8 protein-coding genes are annotated in these 16879 nt (G+C 76.4%); 2 read left to right on the forward strand and 6 right to left on the reverse strand.

The annotated features are described in order from the left end of the window. Nucleotides 1–132 precede the first annotated feature (132 nt). Entirely contained in the window at nt 133–708 is a 576-nt protein-coding gene (locus ACFYZF_RS08950; RefSeq protein WP_387017431.1) for a GNAT family N-acetyltransferase, read from the reverse strand. A 106-nt stretch (nt 709–814) separates the two neighbouring features. Next, the gene (locus ACFYZF_RS08955) at nt 815–1228 is read right to left on the reverse strand and encodes a type II toxin-antitoxin system Phd/YefM family antitoxin (RefSeq protein WP_387017433.1); all 414 of its coding nucleotides are present in this window, start codon (nt 1226–1228) and stop codon (nt 815–817) included. Between the two features lie 98 nt (nt 1229–1326). Between ACFYZF_RS08955 and ACFYZF_RS08960 the strand changes: the two genes are divergently transcribed. After that, complete coding sequence (locus ACFYZF_RS08960) at nt 1327–1512, forward strand: hypothetical protein (RefSeq protein WP_387017435.1); 186 nt, start codon at nt 1327–1329, stop codon at nt 1510–1512. A gap of 318 nt (nt 1513–1830) precedes the next feature. On the opposite strand, the gene ACFYZF_RS08965 is transcribed toward ACFYZF_RS08960, so the two are convergent. The 4 genes from ACFYZF_RS08965 to ACFYZF_RS08980 form a co-directional block, all read right to left on the reverse strand. Beyond that, nucleotides 1831–2043 (reverse strand): MbtH family protein, encoded by a 213-nt coding sequence (locus ACFYZF_RS08965; RefSeq protein WP_387017437.1) that lies wholly within the window; start codon nt 2041–2043, stop codon nt 1831–1833. Between the two features lie 881 nt (nt 2044–2924). Beyond that, nucleotides 2925–14126, reverse strand: a complete 11202-nt coding sequence (locus ACFYZF_RS08970; protein ID WP_387017439.1) for an amino acid adenylation domain-containing protein — start codon at nt 14124–14126, stop codon at nt 2925–2927. Beyond that, a complete protein-coding gene (locus ACFYZF_RS08975) occupies nt 14123–15385 on the reverse strand; it encodes an MFS transporter (RefSeq protein ID WP_387017441.1) in 1263 nt (420 codons plus the stop codon). Before ACFYZF_RS08975 ends, ACFYZF_RS08970 begins: the two co-directional genes overlap by 4 nt. A gap of 94 nt (nt 15386–15479) precedes the next feature. Beyond that, nucleotides 15480–16025: an RNA 2'-phosphotransferase gene (locus ACFYZF_RS08980; RefSeq protein ID WP_387017443.1), complete on the reverse strand. Its 546-nt coding sequence runs from the start codon at nt 16023–16025 to the stop codon at nt 15480–15482. A 213-nt stretch (nt 16026–16238) separates the two neighbouring features. Here ACFYZF_RS08980 and smpB point away from each other — a divergent pair, with 213 nt between their 5' ends. Beyond that, nucleotides 16239–16727, forward strand: a complete 489-nt coding sequence (gene smpB, locus ACFYZF_RS08985; RefSeq protein WP_387017444.1) for an SsrA-binding protein SmpB — start codon at nt 16239–16241, stop codon at nt 16725–16727. Nucleotides 16728–16879: the final 152 nt, after the last annotated feature.

Raw genomic sequence — 16879 nt, forward strand, 5'->3', positions numbered from 1 at the left:
GATCACTAGGGCCGGCGGCACCCCCGGGGTCACGACCTGCGGGGGGAGGGATGCGACATGACGGATACGCCGACGGGCGTCCTCAGGGGACGGCGGGGCTGCGGTCGGAAACCTGTCCGGGTCCGATGCCCGTCAGGTCGCCGCCGGGGGCGGTACGGTGGTGGACGGGTTCCGCCACTCGTCGGCAAGCACCGACCAGATCTCGATGTCGATGCGCCGGGTGGGCCCCGGCAACACCTGCCGCAAGGTGCCGTCGTGGCGCATGCCGAGTCGCCGGGCCACGGCCAGGCTGCGGACGTTGTCGGCGTTGGTGCGCCACTCCACCCGGTGTATCCCCCGCTGCCCCACCGCCCAGTCGAGGACGACGCCGACCGCCCGGGTGACCAGGCCGCGCCCCTCCGCGGCCGGCTCCAGCCAACAGCCCACCTCGCACACCCCGAGCGCGCTGTCGAACGCCACGAACATCACCCCGCCGACGAGCACCCCGTCGAGCCAGATCCCCCAGATGCCCCCGGCGTCGCCGGCCCACCGGTCGGCGTAGCGTTGCAGCACCGCGCGGGCCGACGGCAGCTCGGTGGCCACGAAGGACGCGCCCACCCACGGCGCGATGTGCTCCCGGGCCCGGTCCAGGTTGCGCAGGAACTCCTCGGCCCGCCACGGCTCCAGCGGGCGTAGCTCGGCGTCGGCGGTCAGGGCGCGGGCGAACACCGGGCCTCCCAGGGGCGGCAGACTTCAGGGACCCGGGTAGCAGATCACAGACTGATCGCAATCGGCCACCCCGGGACGCCCGGCCGGCGGCGGGGATCCGGGCGGATCAGTCGCGCAGCAGGTCGGCGTGGGCGGCGCGGAGCCGAACCAGGGCCGGGTCGCTGCCGGGAACGACCCGGCGGTCGAGCTCGGCCCAGACCTCGGCGAGCGCCGCCGTGACGGCCCGCAGCTCGGCGGCATGTCGCCGGCTGCTCTGCCGGTGCAGCTCGTCGAGGCGGCGGGCCCAGCCGGCGGTCACCGTGGCCAGCCGGTCGGCGTCGGCCCGGGCCTGCGCCGCCGAGCGGGCGGCGGGGGCGGGCACGATCGCGGCGATCGGGCGGGGGTCGCCGTCGCGGGTGACCAGCGTGACCGTGTCGGTCAGCTCGGCCATCGCGATGAGCTGGGTCAGTCGGGTGCGGGCCTCGCGCAACGGCAGGGCACGCGGCGGGGTGGGCTCGTGGGCCAGGGCGGGGGCAGCCATGCCCCCATGCTGACGACGGGGTACGACAATAAATGTCCCCGACCGTCCACGATGGCCGTCGGCGCAGGTCAGGGCTCGGCGCGCATCGTCTGATCCCGGTGCTGAACGTCGCGGTGACGGCGGAGACGGCGACCAGCGCCGGGAAGATCAACATGGCCGTCCCGCTGGAGAACCGGGCCAGCAGCAGTCCGACCAGCCCTGGGGCGAGGGCCGCCACCGAGGTGGCCGCCAGGAAGACGACCACGGCCGCGCCCCCGGACGGCGGGGTCTCAGGCGCTGGCTGACCCAGAGCAGGTTGAACGCGCGGTTGCGCCAGCGGCTCACCGGGCCGGCGGCTTCCGGGTCCGTCGGGCGCGCGTTCCGCGCCGCCGGGGCGTCCTCGATCATCGGTGGCACCTGTTCTCCGTCGGGGCGGGCCAGTAGGACAGCGTCTTGGTGCCTAAAGCGGATCGTGCGCACCCGCCCCAGGGCCGGGTCGAGCAGCGGGGACACCCACCGGTCCAGCACGGCCGCGCTCATGATCATCGGGTCGCCGCCGGTGAACAGGACGTCGGCGACCGGGTGGGGGCGGCCCGGCGCGGGCCGCCCCCACGACACGCGGGTCAGCCCTGCGCGTCGGCCATGCCCCGGCGCAGGCTCAGCGGGCGCATGTCGGTCCACACCTCGTCGAGGTGGGCCAGGCACTCCTGCTTGGGCCCCTCGAAGCCGGTGGCGGTCCAGCCGGCCGGCAGGTCGCGGTCGGCGGACCAGATCGAGTACTGCTCCTCGTGGTTCACCACGACCCGGTAGATGCGGGTGTCCTCGTCGGCGGCCATCGCCGTTCTCCTTCTCTCGATGGTTCTCTTCGGTGGGTGCACCGGCCTGCGACCGGGGCACGGTTCGGTGCTGGGGCGGACGCCCGGGGCGCGGCGGCGCGTCCCGGATCAGAGCCGGACGGGGCAGGGCCTGGAGGCGGCGGTCGAGCGGCGACCGCGCCCGACTCGCCCGGCCGTCGGCGAGGGCCAGGCTCGGCGCGGCGGCCAGTAGGTCGGTGAACGCCGACCCAGCGGCAAGCCGGGCCGGCGACGCGCCCAGGGAGAAGTGCGCGCCCTGTCCGAAGGCGAGACGCGGGTTGGATACCGGCGCAGGTCCCGCTCGTCAGGCCGGGCGAAGCGGGCGGGGTCACGGTTGGCGGCGGTGACCAGGTACAGCCGCTCCCCGGTGCGCATTCTCCAACTGGCGCAATTGGCCTGCTCCTCGTGCGACAAAGGACGCGAGGCGTCCGACCAAACGGGGGTTGATGTCACCGGAATTGCAGTGAGCCGCGCATTCCAGCCCGCCGGTAAGCCGATCGACCCGCCTGCAAAGGCCATGCAAATTAATCGGAAATAGTCGCTAACCGCGAAACGCCCGATGAAAGTACGTCAGCCACGAAGCGGCCCAACTGGACGCTATCGGACCCTTTTTGCGGGCATATGTTCGTTCCGCTGGCCTCCCAGGGTCTTCCTCTCACTCCCCCAGCACCCTCACGGTCCCCCCAATCGCCGGCACTCAACAGCTTCCCGAACATTTGCCGGCCGGACTCATTCTGCATCTCCGCGCGTAGCCGGTCAATCCACGGACTGCTATGAATCTGACCCGCAAGCTGACAGTTGCCCGACGACCGGGCCGAATAGGGAAAATCAATTGTGATCAAGGTTTTCGACGTTGCAGCAGCTCACCGGGGCGAGCCGTCGCCACCCCGGGCGTCCTCGACCGCGCGGGTGAGGATGTCGACGTAGCGGCGGCACCGGCCGGCGACAGTCGCCTCGTCGAACAGGGCCGTCGCGTACTCGACGACACCCCGCAGACCACCGTCGGCGGGGGTGACCATCACCGCCCAGTCCCGGCGTGCGCAGTCCAGCCCCTGGTCGGTGACGTCCGTCACCAGCCCGGCCAGGCGCAGCGGCGGCATCCCCGGATTCCAGGCGAAGACCGCGCCGGTCAGCGGCGGCGGATCCCCCATCCGCCAGTCCGGGTCGACGACGGCGTGGAGGACCGGCAGCGGCGCGGGCTGGTGCCGCACCGCGTCGAGGAACACCGCGTCGGTCCGGACCGCCAGGTCGACGAGGGGCTCCCCGTCGCGCAGCCGCACCCGCAGCGGCAGGGTGCTGGTGAACAGGCCGACCACCGGCTCCAGCTCCCGCCGGTCCCGGTGGGCGTACGGGCAGGACAGCAGGACGTCCCGGGCCCCGGTCAGCTCGCCGACCAACCGCGCGTACGCGGCGGCGAGCAGCGGGAACAACGTCAGTCCCGCCTCGGTGGCGAGCCGGTCCAGGCGGCCGGTCAGCTCGGCCGGCACGTCGAAGGCGTATTCCGCCCCGCGACCCGACGGCGTGGCCGGCCGGGGCCGGTCGGTGGGCAGCGGGACGGCCCGGGACACGTCGGCGAGCCGGTCCCGCCAGTGCCGCAACACTGCCGGCGGGATCCGGGTCGCCCGCTGCCGGCGGGCGTGGTCGACGTAGCGCAGCGCCGGCGCGCGGTCGGGCGGCGCACCCGAGTAGCCCCGCCCCAGCTCGTCGAGGAGTTGGAGCATGGACCAACCGTCCCCGCACAGATGGTGCACGACCATCAGGAGGATCCAACGGTCGCCGGCCAGCCGGGCGAGGCGGGCCCGCAGCCACGGCCCGTCGGCCGGGAACGGCTCCCGGCCGGCCGCCACGCACCACGCCCGCGTCCCGGCGGGGTCGGCGGCGAGGTCGGCGACCGGCACCGGGACCGGCCGGTGGGCCAGCACCTCCTGCACCACCGCGCCGTCGCGCGCCACGACGCGGGTACGTAGGGCCTCGTGCCGGGCGACCAGGGCGTCGACCGCCGCCGCGAGGGCGGGCACGTCGAGCGGGCCGGCGAGGTCGACGCGTACCGCCATGTGCACGGCCGCCGGGTCGGGGGCCAGACGCTGCCGGTGCCACATCAGCTCCTGCTGGTACGTCGCCGGCGCCCGGTCCCGCACCGCGGCGTCGCACTCCGCCGGGCCGGGGCGCGGGGCCGGGGCGGCCGGACCAGTCGAGCCGCCGGGACCGGCAGGGGCGGGCGGTGATTCGGCGGCCATCGCGCGGACGCCCGGGCTGCGCAGCACCCGGTCCACCCCGACCTCGACGCCGAGCGCCTCCCGGAGCCGGTTGGCCAGGCGGACCGCGCCCAGGGAGTCGCCCCCCGCGGCGAAGAACGAGACGTCCAGTGGCACCTGGGCCACGCCCAGCTCCGCGCACCAGGCGTCGTGGACGAGCCGTTCCCGGCCCGGGCGCGGCTCCTCCCCGCCGGGCGACCGGTCCGGCGCCGGAAGCCGGGAGACGTCGACCTTGCCGGTGTCCCCGGTGGGCAGGGCGTCCAGCACCACCCACGCCCGGGGGACGAGGTGGGCCGGCAGCCGCTCCCCCAGCTCGGCGGTCAGCCGGGCGGTCCGGGCGGCGGGCGGCTCGCCGTCGTCGCCGCCGACCACGTACCCGACCAGGTACGGCTCGGCCCGGTCGTGCCGGGCGACGACGGTGGCCTGCCGTACCCCCGGCAGGAGCGCGAGCGCGGCGGCGGCCTCGCCCGGCTCGACCCGGTGCCCCGCGATCTTCACCTGGTCGTCGACCCGGCCGAGGAACTCGACCGTGCCGTCGCCGCGGAGCCGGACCAGGTCCCCGGTCCGGTACATCCGCTCCCCGGGCGTCGCGGCGAACGGGTCGGGCAGGAACGCCGCCGCGGTCGCCCCGGGCCGGCCCAGATAACCCCGGGCGAGCCCGGTGCCGCCGACGTACAGCTCGCCGGCCGCGCCCGGCGGCACCGGCGCGCCGCGCCGATCCAGCACGTACAGCCGGCGGTGGTCCACGGGCCGGCCGATGTCGATCGGGCCGGGGCCGGCGGCCGGCACCGGGCCGGCGGTGGTGACGACGGCGGCCTCGGTCGGCCCGTACGCGTTGAGCACCGCCGCCGGGTAGCCGGCGGGTGGTCGGCGGCGCAGCTGACTCCCGCCGACCACCAGGGCCCGGACCGTCGGGGCGGGTGGCGTCGGGAGCGCGAGAACCAGCTCGGCGAGGGGCGCCGGCAGGAAGGCGACGGTGACGCCGGCGCGGTGCCACTCCGCGACCAGCCGCGCCGGGTCCGCGCGCACCCGCGACGGCACGAGGTACAGGGTCGCACCGGCGGCGAGCGTCGGGTGGATCTCGGCGAGGTTCGCGTCGAACCCGAGGCCGAGGGCGTGCGCCACGGTGTCCGCGCCGGTGAGGGCCAGGGCGCGCGTGTGCCAGTCGACGACGTCCACGGCGGCCCGGTGCGGGACGCCCACCGCCCTGGGCCGGCCGGTCGAGCCGGAGGTGTACACGCACCAGGCGAGATGCCCAGGGCCGGCCGCGTCGACCGGGTCGGCCAGGTCCGGCTCGGCGGGCCCGTCCACCAACAACCGGACCACCCCGGCGGGGGCCCGGGTGGGGTCGGGGACGTCGACGGCGGTCAGCAGCAGGCGGGCACCGCTGTCGGCGAGCAGGTCGCGCAGCCGGGCCGCCGGCAGGCCCGGGTCCAGCGGCAGGAACGCCGCGCCGGCCATCAGCACGGCGAGCTGCGCCGCGACCAGCTCCGGCCGGCGCGGCAGGAGCACAGCGACGAGGTCGTCCGGCCCGACGTCGTGCGCCGCGATCCGCCGGGCCAGTTCCCGGGCCCGGTCGCGCAGTTCCCGGTACGTCCACCGGCGCTCACCGGAGACCACGGCGATCGCGTCGGGGGTCCGGGCGGCCTGCCGGACGAACAGGTCGTGCAGCCGGTCGGCGACGGGTTCGGATTGCGGCCCCAGCGGGCGGGCCGCCGGGTCGTCGAGCCGGTCGGCCAACCGGGACAGCGGCAGGCCCGGCTCGCGGGTCAGCACATCCAGCAGTCGGTGGAGGTGGTCGAGCAGGCGGTCCACGGTGGCCCGGTCGAGCACCTCCGTGCGGTACTCGACGTGGCAGCGCAGCGTCCCGCCGTGCGACAGGTAGACCATCAGGTCGACCGGTGCCTTGTCCAGGCCCACCGGCAGGGGCTCGGCGGTGACGCCCGGCAGGTCGAAGACGAACGCCTCGGGTCCGCTCTCGTACTCCACGACCACGTCGAAGAGGGGGTGACGGCCGGCCTCGCGGTTCGGGGCCACCGCGCGGACCAGGGCGTCGAACGGGACCCGGTCGTGCTCGTACCCGTCGGCGGCGGTCACCCGGACCCGGGCGAGCAACTCCCGAAAGGTCGGGTCGCCCGTGAGGTCCAGCCGCAGCGGGAGGGTCCGGACGAAGAACCCGATCAGGTCGGCGGTCCGCTCGTCCCGGCCGCCCGTGCCCGTGCCGATGACCAGGTCGGCCTGGCCGGTGAACCGGAACAGCAGCACCCCGAACGCGCTCAGCAGGACGGTGAACGGGGTGACCCGCTCGTCCCGGCCGAACCGCCGTACCCGCTCCGCCAGCTCGGCGGGCAACTCCCGGAAGACGCTCTCCCCCGCCGCCGACGGCAGCGCCGGGCGGGTCAGGTCGGACGGGATGACGAGGGTGGGCGGGGGCGGGTCGAGCCGGTCCCGCCAGTAGGCCAGGTCCTTGTCGTCGGGCTCGCCGGCGCCGGCCGCCGCCAGCTCGGGGTAGGTGACCGGCAGCGGTGGCAGGTCGGGGGCGGTGCCGGCAACGCGGGCCCGGTAGTGGGCCGAGACCTCCCGGGTCAGCACGGCGTACGACCCGCCGTCGGTGGCCAGGTGGTGGAACGTCAGCACCAGCACATGATGGATGGCGGAGAAGCGCAGCAAGGTGAAGGCGAACACCGGCCCGCGGGCCAGATCGGACACCCGCCGGCTCCCGGCGGCCAGCGCGGCCCGGATCGTCGCGTCCTCGGCCTCGCCGGCGTGGTCGCGCACCGGGCACCGCACCGGCACCCACGCGCGTACCACCTGCCGGGGCTCCCCGTCGACCTCGGCGTAGCTGGTGCGCAGCGGGGCGTGCCGGTCGACCACGTCCTGCAACGCGCCGCGCAGCGCGGCGTGGTCGAGCGGGCCGCGCAGCCGCACGGCCACCCCCTCGTGGTACGCGGGGGTGCCCGGGTGCAGCCGCTCCACCAGCCAGAGCCGGCGCTGCGCGGACGACAGCGGCGCGGTCCGCACGGCCCCGTCGGTCCCGTCGGTCCCGTCGGTTCCGTCGGTTGCGTCGGTTCCGTCGGTTGCGTCGGTTCCGTCGGTTGCGTCGGTTCCGTCGGGTGGCGGTGGGGGCAGCGGGCTGCCGGGGTCCGGTGCCGGCGCGTCGGTGCCCGCCGGTCGCCCGGTGGGGGCGGCGATCCGGCGTGGGGTGGCCCGGCGCAGCGCGTCGAGCGCCGGCAGACCGGCGCGGACCGCGTCCCCCGGTAGTCCGAAGTCGACGAAGCAGGCGATCTCGTCGACGCCGGCGTCGAGCACCGCCTCGACCACCGCCCGGCAGCTCTCCGGCGACCCGATGAGCGCACGCTCGGCGCAGTACCGCTCGTACGCCCGGGACAGCACGAACCGGACGTCGTCGTCCGGGGTGTCGGCCAGGTCGACGTTCATGCCGAGGCTGTTGACCACCTGACCGAGCAGGCTGAACGAGGAGCGCAGGTACGCGCAGAACGGCTCGAACGCCTCGGCCCGGGCCCGCGCGGCGTCCTCGCCCAGGTAGGCGTGCAGCAGCACCACCACGCGCCCGCCGGCCGGGTCGAGCCCGTGCTCGGCCCGGGTACGCCGGTACAGGGCGACGTTCTCGGCGAGACGCGCCACGTCCTGCGTCATCAGGTTGGTCACCACGCCGACGTCGCGGCGGGCGGCCTCCCGGTAGCTGTCCGGGTTGCCGACGATCGCGGTGAAGACCGGCGGCTCCGCCTGGACCGGCCGGGGGAACAGGCGTACCTCGATCCGCTCACCGCTGCCCGACCGGGCCGGCACCGCCTCCCCGCGCCACAGCCGCCGGACGGTGTCCAGGTGCTCGTACATCACCTGCTTGTGCCGCCCGAAGTGGTCGGGCTGGAAGACGAAGTCGTTGGCGTGCCAGCCGGGCGCGCAGCCGAGCCCGATCCGGCCCCCGGAGAGGTTGTCCACCATGGACCACTCCTCCGCGACCCGGACGGGATGGTGCAGGGGCAGCACGACCGAGCCGGCGTTGAGCCGCACCCGCCGGGTACGCACCGCGAGGGCGGCGGCGAGCACCGACGGGTTGGGGAAGAGACCGCCGAAGGAGTGGAAGTGCCGCTCCGGCATCCAGACGGCATGGAAGCCGTGCGCGTCGGCGAACTCGGCCGCGTCGAGGACGACCCCGTACTTGTCGTCCCGGTCCTGGTCGGGATAGTCGCCGAAGAAGTAGAGGCTGAAGTCGGCGGTGCCCTGCGGGGTCACCGGCTGCGCGACGGCGTCCGTGGAAGCGGCGGCCGGCGCGGCGGCGAGGGGCACGGCGGCGGCCGGCGCGACGACGACCGGCACCGCGGCGGCGGGAGACACGGCGGCAACCGGCGCGGCGGCGAGAGGCACAGCGGCGGGAGACACTGCCGACGACACGGCCGGGGTCGTCCCTGCCTGCGGGCCGTCGCCGCGCCCGGAAGCGGCACCGAGCAGGGCGAGCTGCTGCTGCATCAGGTCCAGCTGCCGATGGATGATGCCGGCCAGCTCGCCGGAGCCCGGCCGGCCCTCGCCGGCGGCGAGGCCGGCCGGAGCGGAACCGGCCACCTCCGGCCCGGCCAGCTCCGGCCCGGCCACCTCCGGCCCGGTCGCGGGGAACCCGGGCGCCGCCGGGTGCGGCCCGGGAGGCGGGGTCGTACCCGGGTCCGTCGCCACCCGGGCGGCGTCGGTGATCGCGGCGGCCAGGCGGCGGGGGGTATCGACGGCGGTGAACAGGTCCCGCACCGGCACCCGGACGGCGAAGGAGCGGTCGATCTCCCGGGACATAGTGATCAGCAGGAGCGAGTCGGCGCCCAGGGCGAAGAAGCTCTGGTCCGGGTCGACCTCGGCGGCGGCCAGGCCGAGCCGCTCGGCGGTCAGCGCCCGCACCCGCTCCAGCACCGCCGAGTCCGCCCCCGCCGCCGGAACCGGCGCGGCGACGGACCCCACGGACGCGGCCCCGACCGACGCAGGCCCACCGGCGGCCGGCGGGTCGACCCAGAACCGGCGGCGCTGGAACGGGTACGCGGGCAGCGTGACCCGCCGGCCGCCGTAGCCGCCCACGAGCCCCGCCCAGTCCAGCGGCGTCCCCGCGACGTGCAGCTCCGCCGCCGCCCGCCACAGTCCGGCGGCCGGGTCGAGGCCCCGGCGCTGGGACGGAACCCAGCGCGGCACCGGCCCGGCCGCTGCGGCGATGCCGGTCAGCACGCCGTCCGCGCCGGCCTCGACCACCGTCCGGCAGCCCTCGGCGGCCAGGGCGGACACGGCGTCGTGCCAGCGCACCGGCTCGCGCGTGTGCCGGCACAGGTGGTCCGCGTCAGGCCGCCAGCCGGGCGGGTGGACCCGGCCGTCGAGGGCGCTCACGACCGGCAGCCGGGTGGGCCGGAACACGACCTCGCCGGCCAGCTCCCGGAGACGGTCCAGCACCGGCGCCACGGCCGCCGAGTGGAACGCCCGGTCCACCGGGAGCCGCCGGGTCACCACCCCGAGCCGGTCGGCCCGGGCCGCGGCGGCGTCGACCTCGGCCGGCGGGCCGGCGAGGACGTGCCGGGCCGGCCCGTTGACCGCCGCCAGCTCCAGCGACGAGCCGGCGATCAGGTCGGCCACGACGGGCCTGTCGGCCAGCACCGCCAGCATCGCGCCGGGCGGCAGGCCGTCGGCCATGAGGCGGCCCCGGCAGGCGGCGAGCCGGACGGCCTCGGCGAGGGACAGCGCGCCCGCGACGACCAGGGCGGCGTACTCGCCGACGCTGTGTCCGAGGACGTGGCCCACGGGCAGGCCCCACGACCGCCACAGCTCGGCCAACGCCACCCCGACGACCACCAGTGCCGGCTGGGCCACGTCGGTGGGTCGGCCGGCGGGCGGGCGATCCTCGCGCAGCCGGGCGGCCAGGTCGCCGCCGACCGCCTCCCGGTACGCGTCGGCGGCCTCGTCGAGCACCGCGCGGACCACCGGGAAACGCGCCGCCAGCGGGAGCAGCGCCTCGCGGACGTCCCCCTGACCGGGGAACGCGAGGGCGACCGGTCCGGAGGCGTCCCCTCCGGTGTCGCCGGCGACGACGTCGGCCGGGAGGCCGCCGGCGTACCGGTCCAGGGCATCGGCCAGCGCGGCGGTCGAGTCGCCGAGGACGACGAGTCGGTGGCGCAGGTGACGGCGACCGGTGCCGGCGGTCAGCACCAGGTCCGCCGGCAGCAGGGCGGGGTCGGCGCGGAGCCGGTCCCGGTGGGCCAGGGCGAGCGCGGCCAGCGCGGCCGGGTCGGCGGCAGAGAGCGGTAGCAGGCCGGGGACCTGGGCGGGCCGGTCGCCGGGCCTGGGCGGCGGGCACGGCGGGATCGGCGGCTCCTCGACGATCACGTGGGCGTTGGTGCCGCCGACGCCGAGGGCGCTGACCGCGGCCCGCCGGGGCGACCCGGTAGCCGGCCAGTCGGCGGCGACGGTGGTAACCGTGAACGGCCCGTCGGCCAGGCCCAGCGCGGGGCTCGGCCGGGTGAAGTTGATCTGCGGCGGGACGCGGCCGGAGCGGACGGTGAGCACGGCCTTGATCAGGCCGGCCATCCCGGCGCAGCTGTCCAGGTGCCCGATGTTGGCCTTCACCGAGCCGAGGAACGCCCGCGCGGGCGCGTACGCCTCGGCGAGGGCGTGGTGCTCGATCGGGTCACCGAGGGCGGTGCCGGTGCCGTGCGCCTCGACGTACCCGACGGAGGCGGCCGACACCCCCGCGTCGCGCAGGGCCCGCCGGACGACGTCCACCTGCCCGGACACCCCGGGCGCGGTGTAGCCGACCTTACCGGCCCCGTCGTTGTTGACCGCCGAGCCGAGGAGCACCGCGTGGATGCGGTCGCCGTCGGCGAGCGCCCGGTCGAGCGGCTTGAGCACGACGGCCGCCACCCCGTTGCCGCCGACGGTGCCGTCGGCGTCGGCGTCGAAGGGCCGGCACCGCCCGGTGGCGGACAGGATCGACCCGGGGGTGTGCCGGTACCCGGTGACCTGCGGGACGTGCACCGCCACCGCGCCCGCCAGGGCGATGTCGGCGTCGCCGGCGAGCAGGGCGCGCGCCGCCAGGTGCACCGCGACCAGCGAGGTGGAGCAGGCGGTCTGCACGGTCACCGCCGGGCCGGTCAGCCCGAGCCGGTACGCGACGCGGGTGGCCAGGAAGTCTGGCTGGTTGCCCAGCGCCGCGCCGATCATGGTGGCCGGATCGGCCGAGCCGACCGCCTGCGGGAGCTGGTGGCGCAGGTAGGTGTGGTGGGGGTACAGGTTCATCCCACCGCCCGCGTACACGCCGATCCGCCGTCCGTCGGTCTCGCCGGGGCAGCCGGCGTCCTCGAGGGCGTGGTGGCAGGTCTCCAGGAACAGCCGGTGCTGCGGGTCCAGCAACTCGGCCTCGCGGGGGCTGATGCCGAAGAAGCCGGCGTCGAAGCCGGTGACGTCGTCCAGGACGCCGCTCGCCGCCACGAAGCCGGGGGCGCGCGTGGCCTCCTCGGACACCCCGCCCGCGGTGAGCTCCTGCGGGGTGAAGAAGTGGACGCTCTCCACCCCGGCGAGCAGCCGCTCCCAGTACTCGTCGACGGTGCCCGCGCCGGGGAACCGGGCAGCCATGCCGACGATCGCGACCCGCCGGTCCGCCGGGGGTGCCTGCGTCGGCGCGGGGGCGGCGCTCGGGCCGACGCTCGGGCTGACGCTCGGGCCGACGCTCGGGCTGACGCTCGGGCCGGCGCTCGGGCCGGCGGCGAGGTGCGCGCTGAGGGCGTCGACGGTGGGGTGGGCGAACAGCTCCGGCTGCGGGACCGGGCGGCCCAGGGCCTGCTCCAGCCGGGCCCGGAACCGGACGATCTCGACGGAGCCGACGCCCAGCTCGTAGAACGGCCGGTCCGCGTCGACCGGCCGGCCGAGGACGTCGGCCAGCGCGGCACGCACGAGGGTCCGCACCGCCGCCCGCCCGGGCCCGGCCGGTGACGGCCCCGTCGCCGGGCCCGCCCCCACCGGCTTTGCGCCCTCACCAGCCGGACCCGCAACGAGGCCGGGAGCGACGACGGAGCCGGGGGCGACGACGGGACCGGGGCCGGGGCCGCCGGGCGGGAAGCCGCCGGCCAGGAACCGCCGCCGCAGCTCCGCCCGTTGGAGCTTTCCCCCGGAGGTACGCGGGAACCCCTCCTCGGGCACGGCCAGCACCCGCGCCGGGATGACCTGCCACCGGCGGGCCACCACCGCGGTGAGCGCCTCGGCCACCCGCTGCGCCGGCTCGGCCCCGTCGGGATCGGGGACGTGGAACAGCACCAGTGACTCGGTGCCGGTGCGGGCGTCGGGTACGCCGACGGCGGCGACGAGCCCGGCGCGTACCCCGGCGACCCCGGCGGCCACCCGCTCGATCTCGTGACAGGGGATGTTCTGCCCGTTGAGGATCAGCAGGTCCTTGGCGCGCCCGGTGACGGTGACCGCGCCGTCGCGCAGGTAGGCCAGATCCCCGCTCTCCAGCCAGTCGCCGTCGGGGAAGGCCGCGCGGTTGGCCTCGGGGTCGCCGAGGTAGCCGGGGGTGACCCGGGCCGAGCGGACCTGCAGCCGGCCGACCCGGCCCTCGGGGAGCACCGCGCCGGCGGCGTCGACAATGCGCAGCGTGACCCCGGGCGCGGGCCGGCCGACGGACAGGAACTCCGTGCAGTCGGCCGCCGAGTCTTCGTCGACCCACTCCAGGTCGCCGCCGAGGCTGGCCGTGTCGACCCGCTGCCGGCCGCCGGGTGCGGTGAACGACGCGAAGGTGATCCCGGTGCAGGTCTCGGACATCCCCCAGGCCGGGGTCATGGCCGCCGCCGGCACCCCGGTCGCGGCGACGAACGCCTCGAACGTCTCCGGCAGGCACTGCTCGCCGCCGCTGACCATGCGCCGCACCCCGCCGAGGTCCCACCGCCGGCCCGGGGCGCGCGCCACCGCGTCGACGACCAGCCGCAGGCCGAAGTTCGGCGCCCAGCTGTGCGTCACCCCGTACCGGCGCATGAGGTCCAGCCAGCGCGGCGGGTCCGCCAGCACCAGCGGCGTGGCGACGTGCACGGACGTGGCGCCGAGGAACACCCCGCCGAGGTGGTACAGGAGCAGGCCGGCGACGTGGTCCAGCGGCAGCCAGTTGAGCAGCACGTCGCCCGGGCGGACGTCGAGCATCTCGCGGGCGCCGACGGCGTACTCGGACAGGCCCCGGTGGGTCAACGGGATGATCTTCGGGGTGCCGGTGCTGCCCGACGACAGTTGCAGGACGGCCACCCCGGCGGGGTCGGGGGCGACCTCGGGCAGTTCCCCGGTGGTGCCCCCCGCCGCCAGCTCCGCCACGGCGAGCACCCGGCCGGCCAGCGGCAGACCGGCCAGCCCCGCCACGTCCTCGACGCCGGCGAGGACGACCGGGGCGTCGAGAGCCCGCCAGGCGTGCAGCAGCGCCGCGAGGGCGGGGCTGTCCGCGTCGTAGCCGGCCGGGGCGCCGACCGTCAGCGGCGCGACGCCGCCGAGCACGCAGCCCCAGAACGCCGGCCAGTACTGCGCGCCGGAGGTGATCCGCAGGATCGCCGACGAGCCTGCGGTGACCCCCCGCGCCCGCAGGCCGGCCCGCACGACACGGGCCCGGTCGAGCAGCGTCGGATGGTCGAGGAACACGCTGCGGCCGTCCTCGTCCACCACCCGGATGCCGGCGTCGGGGAACTCCCGCGCCGCCCGCCGCAGCGCGTCGCCCAGCGTCCGGGGGTGCTCCGGGTCTGCGGGCAGGTCGCCGCCGTGGCTGACGGCGGGGCGACGGGCGGGCGGTACGGCGGTCACGGCGTCACCTCATGGGTCGCGGGGTCGACGGGCGGTTTCCGGCCGGCCGTTCGGAACGTCTGGACGAGGAGGAACGCCAGGGCCACGGCGAAGGCCGCCCCGTGGGCCACGGCGACGACCGTGAGCGGGGCCGCCCGGCCCAGCGCGGCGGCGCAGCCGACCATGCCGAGGCCGAAGCCGGCGTTCTGCGCCGCGCTGGCGAACCCGAACAGCCGGGCGCGCCGGGGCTCGTCGACCGCCTGGAGCCGGGTGGTGTAGCTGATCTCGGCGTAGCCGTCGGCGGCGCCCGCCGCCACGGTCAGCGGGATCAGCAGCCACAGGGGAGGATCGGTGAAGGCGAGCACGAAGAAGACCGACATCAGGCAGGTCGCGACGCCGAAGGAGCGCGGGGAGCCCATCCCGCCGGTGCGGGCGGCCAGCCGGGCACACCACCGGCCGGCGACGAGGCTGCCCACCGCCCAGCAGGTCAGGAAGACTGCGGCGTACCCGGCGGGCGAGTCGGGGCGGACCAGGTTGGCCTGCACCGGGATGCCCACGTTGTGCGACGCGGACCCGAACGCGTCGGCGGCGCGTACGCCGATCATCGCCACCACCACCGGCGCGACCGCCCGCAGTATCCCGAAGCCGGCCAGGGCGCGCGGCCCGGCGGGCGGCGCGGTCCCGGTCCCGGCGGTGGCCGGCCGGCGGGCCCGCACCCGGGCCAGCAGCACGGCGGAGAGCACGTACGTGCCGGCGTCGAGCAGGAACGCCATCTGGTAGCCGAGCTGGGCGACCAGGATTCCCGCCGAGGCGAACCCGAGCAGCATCGCCACCGACCGGGCCGCGACGAGCCGGGCGTTGGCGCGGGCCCGGCGATCGGGGCCGGCCAGCTCGGGCAGTTCGCTGCGCAGCGCGACCCCCCACAGGGTCTGCCCGCAGCCGAGCACCACGGCGAGCGCGTAGAGCATCCCGGGCCGCGCCCCGTCGGGGGCTGCGACCAGCAGCGCCAGGGTCACGGCCGACAGCACGTCCGCGCCGATCATCAGGCGGGTACGCCGGCACCGGCCGGCGAGCAGCCCGCTCACCGGTCCCATGAGGAAACCGGCGGTCATGCGGACGGCCATGAACAGGCCGGTCTGCACGGCGGAGCCGGTGACCTCCAGCGTGAACAGGCCCAGCGCCACCAGGTTCAGGTAGCTGCCGTACGTCGACGCCGCGTGCGCGGCCACGACCAGCCGCAGGTCACGCGCCGGACGGCCCCCGTCGGCCCCATCCACCACTGAAGGTCCCCACCACTGTCGATGCCTCCGGACCGCCGATCCTGCCTGCCGGCCGGGCGACTTTCAATGGCGCTGTCGGGATTGCGGGGTGCCCCTACCGTCCCGGGGTGAGGTATCGGGCGGGGACGGCGTCGGTCAGCCACACCCCGTTGGCGCTGCGGTGGAAGACGTGCCTGTCGTGGGCCATCGCCGCCGCGTCCACGGTGAACACCACCACGGCCCCGCCCCGCCGCGCGCCGACCCGGCGGGCGGTCTCGACGTCCTCCGACAGGTGGACGTGGTGACGGCCGCCCCGGTGCAGCCCGGTGGCCCGGATCGGGTCGAGGGCGGCGGCGCCGGTGCCGTGGTAGAGCCGGTCGGGCGGCACCGCCGGCGGCAACCCCAGATCGACCGGGATGGAATGGCCCTGGTTGGCCCGGATACGTTCGACCCCGTCGGGGCCGCGCTCCACCGCGAAGCGCTGCTTGTCGTTCTCGGCGACCACCACGTCGAGCGCGTCCCGCCCCACCCGCAGGGCGGCCAGCAGGTCGTCGACCAGGACCCACCCGGCCCGGTCCGGCGTGAGGCCCAGGCGGTGCGGCTCGTGCCGCAACGCCCGGGACATGCGCTTGCTCAGCTTGACCGTGGCGCGGTGATCCATCCCGGAATTGTGGCCGGTGTCGGCCCCGCCCCTCCACCCGTTTTCCACCCGACGTCCGGGGCCACGACCGCAGGGTCGTTGCGTTGTCGCGGGTGCGGTCCCCTGGTCGGCCCGGTGACCGTGGCCGGGGCGGAGCCGGGAAAACTCGGCGCGGTGCCGGGGCCGGCTGCTAGCCTCTCGCGTTGACGCGGAACCACCATCGGGAGGCCGACCGTGCCCAGGGAGACCGGACGCACCCTCGTCGCCTCGAACAAGAAGGCCCGGCACGACTACGACATCCTCAAGACGTACGAGGCGGGGCTCGTGCTCGCCGGCACCGAGGTGAAGTCGCTGCGGGCCGGCCGGGTGTCGCTGGTCGACGCCTTCGCCCAGGAGCACGACGGCGAACTGCTGCTGCACGGCCTGCACATCGCCGAGTACGGCTTCGGCACCTGGACCAACCACCAGCCCCGCCGCACCCGCAAGGTGCTGCTGCGTCGCGTCGAGATCGACCGGATCCTCGACCGGACGCGCGAGGGCGGGCTCACCCTCGTGCCGTTGTCGCTGTACTTCTCCGACGGCTGGGCCAAGGTCGAGCTTGCCCTGGCCAAGGGCCGCAGGTCGTACGACAAGCGGCAGGCGATCGCCGAGCGGGACGCCAAGCGGGAGATCGCCCGCGAGTTCGGCCGCCGGCTCAAGGGCGCCCGCGCCCGACGCGCCTGACCCCGCACCCGCCGCCTCCTCCCCGGCCCCGCCGCTTCTTCCCCCGGCCCCGCCGCTTCTTCCCCGGGCCCCGCCATGTCCGATCCTGGCCCGCGTGACCCGTCCCACGCCGTGACGGCCGACGCCGCAGCACGGAACGACATCGTTTCGCC

It is taken from the genome of Micromonospora sp. NPDC001898 (assembly GCF_042891255.1).
GTDB lineage: Bacteria > Actinomycetota > Actinomycetes > Mycobacteriales > Micromonosporaceae > Micromonospora.

Excerpts from the sequence above, each read along its gene's own strand:
- ACFYZF_RS08955 (WP_387017433.1), bottom strand. The coding sequence starts at position 1,228 with ATGGCTGCCCCCGCCCTGGCCCACGAGCCCACCCCGCCGCGTGCCCTG.
- ACFYZF_RS08965 (WP_387017437.1), bottom strand. The coding sequence starts at position 2,043 with ATGGCCGCCGACGAGGACACCCGCATCTACCGGGTCGTGGTGAACCAC.
- ACFYZF_RS08980 (WP_387017443.1), bottom strand. The coding sequence starts at position 16,025 with ATGGATCACCGCGCCACGGTCAAGCTGAGCAAGCGCATGTCCCGGGCG.